Here is a 4533-nt window from a genome sequence, read left to right as displayed (position 1 = left end):
TCCGCCCGGACACCGCGTTCAACGAGGCCGGGTTCGACTCGCTCACCTCGGTGGAGCTGCGCAACCGGCTCCGCGAGGCGACCGCGCTGAAGCTCCCCGCCACGCTGGTCTTCGACCACCCGACGCCGCAGGCGCTCGCCCGCTACCTGCGGGCCGAGATCGCCGTCGAGGAGGCGTCGCCCGCCGACGCGGTCCTGGCCGGCCTCGCCGGTCTGGAGGCGGTCATCGGGTCCGCGGGCCCGGACCCGCAGGCTCGCGAACGGATCACCGCGCGCCTGCGCGAACTGCTGCGGGCCGCCGAGGCGGCGGGCGACACCGACGCCGCCGGGGCGGACGCGTCCGACGCCGGGGACCTCGAGAACGCCAGCGACGAGGAGCTGTTCGCTCTCTTCGAGCGGCTCGACTGAGCCGCGTCCGACCCTGAACGACCCCGCACGGACGGTGCGGACACCCACCCACGGCAATCGCACACATCCACCACCTGGGGGTTGAATCAAGTGGCCGACGAGGCAGAACTCCGCGACTATCTCAAGCGGGCCATCGCCGACGCGCGCACCGCCCGCAAGCGGCTGCGCGAGGTCCAGGACCAGGCGCGCGAGCCGATCGCCATCGTCTCCATGGCGTGCCGGTACCCGGGTGGCGTGTCCTCGCCCGAGCAGCTGTGGCAGCTGCTCGCCGACGGCGGCGACGCCGTCGGCGACTTCCCCGACGACCGCGGCTGGGACCTGGAGGCGCTGTTCGACGCCGACCCGAACCACGCCGGTACGTCGTACGTCACGCAGGGCGGGTTCCTGCGCGGCGCGGGCCTGTTCGACGCGGGCTTCTTCGGGATCTCGCCGCGCGAGGCCATGGCGATGGACCCGCAGCAGCGCCTCCTCCTGGAGACCTCCTGGGAGGCACTGGAGCGCGCGGGCCTCGACCCGGTCTCGCTCAAGGGCAGCGACGTGGGCGTGTTCGCCGGTCTGTCCGGCCAGGGCTACGGCGCCGGTGCCGGTGTCGTCACCCCGGAGTCGGAGGGCTTCGCGGGCACCGGCGCCTCGACCAGCGTGGCCTCGGGCCGCGTCTCGTACGTCCTCGGCTTCGAGGGTCCGGCGGTGTCGATCGACACCGCCTGCTCCTCCTCGCTCGTGGCGATGCACCTGGCGGCGCAGGCGCTGCGCCAGGGCGAGTGCTCGATGGCGCTCGCGGGCGGCGCGATGGTGATGTCGACACCCGGCAACTTCGTCGCGTTCTCCCGCCAGCGCGGCCTCGCGGCCGACGGCCGCTGCAAGGCGTTCGCCGACGGCGCGGACGGCATGGGCCTGGCAGAGGGCGTGGGCATCGTCCTCCTGGAGCGTCTGTCGGTGGCGCGTGAGCGCGGCCACAAGGTGCTCGCGGTGCTGCGCGGCAGCGCCGTCAACCAGGACGGCGCCTCCAACGGCCTGACGGCGCCGAACGGGCCCTCCCAACAGCGGGTGATCCGCAAGGCGCTCGCGAACGCGGGGCTCTCGGCGGCCGACGTCGACGTCGTGGAGGCCCACGGCACGGGCACGGCGCTGGGCGACCCGATCGAGGCGCAGGCGCTGCTCGCCACGTACGGCAAGGGCCGCGATCCCCAACAGCCTTTGTGGCTGGGCTCGTTGAAGTCCAACATTGGGCACACGCAGGCCGCGGCGGGCGTGGGCAGCGTGATCAAGATGGTCGAGGTGCTGCGGCACGGGATGATGCCCGCGACGCTGCATGTGGATGCGCCCACGGCCGAGGTGGACTGGTCGGCGGGCGCGGTGGAGTTGTTGACCGAGGCGCGGCAGTGGCCGCGTGGGGACCGTCCGCGCCGGGCGGGCGTTTCGTCGTTCGGCGTGAGCGGGACGAACGCGCATCTGATCCTGGAAGAGGCGCCGGCCGAGGAGGTCGCGGAGGCCACTGCGGTCGTGCCCGTAGGCGGCGTGGTGCCGTTGGTGGTCTCCGCGCACAACACCGCTGCGCTCGCGGGCCAGGCCGCGCGCCTCGCCGCCTTCGCCGAGGGCGATGACAGCGTGTCCGTCACGGACGTCGCCGGGGCGCTGGCGACGGGCCGTGCGGTCCTCGCCGAGCGTGCGGTGGTCGTCGCCGACTCACGCGAGGAGGCACTGGCCGGGATCCGGGCACTGTCGCGGGGCGAGAGCGGCGCCCACCTGGTCCGCGGAAGCGCGGCTTCGGACGGTCCCGGAAACGTCGTCGGAGTCTTTCCCGGCCAGGGTTCCCAATGGGCGGGCATGGGACGGGAGTTGCTGGATTCCTCGCCGGTCTTCGCGGAGCGCATCGCGGAGTGCGCGGCGGCTCTTGAGCCCTACGTCGACTGGTCACTGGTCGACGTGCTCCGTGGAGAAGCTTCGCCGGAGTTGCTGGACCGGGTGGATGTGCTGCAGCCGGCGAGTTTCGCGGTGATGGTGGGGCTTGCCGCTGTCTGGTCGTCCGCGGGCGTCGAGTTCGACGCGGTGGTGGGTCATTCGCAGGGGGAGATTGCGGCGGCGTGCGTCGCGGGGGCTCTGTCCCTGGAGGACGCGGCTCGGGTGGTGGCGTTGCGCAGTCAGGCGATCGGTGAGCGGTTGGCCGGTCGTGGCGGTATGGCGTCGGTGGCGCTGAGCGAGGCGGAGGCGGTTGAGCGTCTGGGGCGTTGGGCGGACCGGGTCGAGGTGGCCGCGGTCAACGGCCCGAACTCGGTCGTCATCGCGGGCGACGCGGAGGCCCTGGACGAGGCGGTTGCGGCCCTGTCCGCTGACGGTGTCCGGGTGCGCCGCGTCGCCGTGGACTACGCCTCTCACACCCGGCACGTAGAGGACATCGAGAGCACTCTCGCCGAGACCTTGTCCGGTATCGAGGCGCAGGCCCCGGCTATCCCGTTCTTCTCCACGGTGACGGGCGGCTGGGTCGAGGACGCCGATGTGCTCAACGGCGGTTACTGGTACGGGAATCTGCGCGGCCAGGTCGGCTTCGGCCCGGCTGTCGCCGAGCTGGTCCGGCAGGGCCACGGTGCGTTCATCGAGGTCAGTGCGCATCCGGTCCTCGTGCAGCCGATCACCGACGTTCTTGATGAGGGCGATAGCGGTACTGCCACTGTGGTGACGGGTTCGCTGCGTCGTGACGAGGGTGGTCTGCGCCGTCTGCTGACGTCGATGGCGGAGGTGTTCGTGCGCGGCGTCAAGGTCGACTGGACGGGCGTCCTGCCCGTCGGTGCCTCGTCGGCGCGGGTCGACCTGCCCACGTACGCCTTCGATCACCAGCACTACTGGCTCCAGGGCACCCCGGCCGGCGGCGACGCGCGTTCCCTCGGGCTCTCCGGGGCCGCGCACCCGCTGCTCGGGGCGCTGGTCCGGCTGCCGCAGTCCGACGGCCTGTTGTTCACCTCGCGGCTCTCACTCAAGTCGCACCCCTGGCTCGCGGACCACACCATCGGGGGCCTGCCGCTCCTGCCGGGCACGGGCCTGGTCGAGCTGGCCGTGCGCGCCGGTGACGAGGCCGGGTGCGGTGTGCTGGAGGAGCTCGTCATCGAGGCGCCCCTCGTGGTGCCCGAGCAGGGCGGCGTACGGCTGCAGGTTGCCGTCGGCGCCCCCGGCGAGCACGGCTCGCGCACCGTCGAGGTCTACTCCCAGCGCGACGACGCCGGTGACGAGCAGCCGTGGACACGGCACGCCACCGCCACCCTCGCCGCCTCGGCCGCGCATCCGCCCACGGACTTCGACTTCGGCGCCTGGCCGCCACCGGGCGCCGAGGCCGTCGAGACCGCCGGCTTCTACGACGAACTGCGCGAGCGGGGCGTCGGCTACGGCCCCTCCTTCCAGGGCGTACGCGCGGTCTGGCGACGCGGCGACGAGCTCTTCGCCGAGGTCGCCCTGCCCGAGGAACAGCGCAAGGACGCCGAGAAGTTCGGCATCCACCCCGCGCTCCTCGACGCGGCCCTGCAGACCGGATCGTTCCGCGCCGTGAGCGACGCGGCGGCGGACGGCGGGGCCGGGCAGCCGCTGCTCGCGTTCTCCTGGAACGGCCTCGTGCTGCACGCCGCGGGCGCCTCGGCGCTACGGGTACGCATCGCGCCGAGCGGCCCGGAGGCGCTGTCGGTCGACGCGGCGGACGAGACCGGTGCGCTGGTCGTGACGATGGACTCGCTGGTGTCGCGGGCCGTCTCCGCCGAGCAGCTGGAGACCGCGGCGGACTCGGCGGCCACCGACTCGCTGTACCGGGTGGACTGGACGGAACTTCCCCCGCACCAGGGGGCGTTGCCCGCTCCGCAATGGGTCCCCGTGGCCACCGCGGACGAGGTCGCGGCGCTGGCCGCCGCGGCACCCGCGGTGGCGGTCCTGGAGGCCGTCGGCGCGGAGGGCGACGACGCCGTACTCGCCCTGTCGTCACGGGTGTTGGGCGTGCTGCAGGCGTGGCTCGACGCGGACGCGCTGGAGGAGTCGCGGCTCGTCGTCGCGACCCGGGGCGCGGTGGCCGCGGGCGGAACCGCGGTGACCGACCCGGCCGGATCGGCGGTGTGGGGTCTGGTGCGCGCCGCCCAGGCCGAGAACCCGG

The 4533-nt window shown here is 73.5% G+C and carries 2 protein-coding genes; both read left to right on the top strand.

All coding sequences use genetic code 11. The features are described 5' to 3' along the window. Positions 1–407 (top strand): acyl carrier protein (locus tag G3I40_RS37290; RefSeq protein ID WP_164559249.1); only part of this gene is annotated, 407 nt, incomplete at its 5' end. A gap of 90 nt (positions 408–497) precedes the next feature. Continuing rightward, positions 498–4533 (top strand): type I polyketide synthase (locus tag G3I40_RS37285; RefSeq protein WP_164559248.1); only part of this gene is annotated, 4036 nt, incomplete at its 3' end.

Origin of the sequence: Streptomyces sp. SID14478, assembly GCF_010548525.1 — a bacterium.
Classification (GTDB): Bacteria; Actinomycetota; Actinomycetes; order Streptomycetales; family Streptomycetaceae; genus Streptomyces.
Note: the sequence above shows the minus strand (reverse complement) of the source record. Positions and strands in the feature narration are given on the sequence as shown.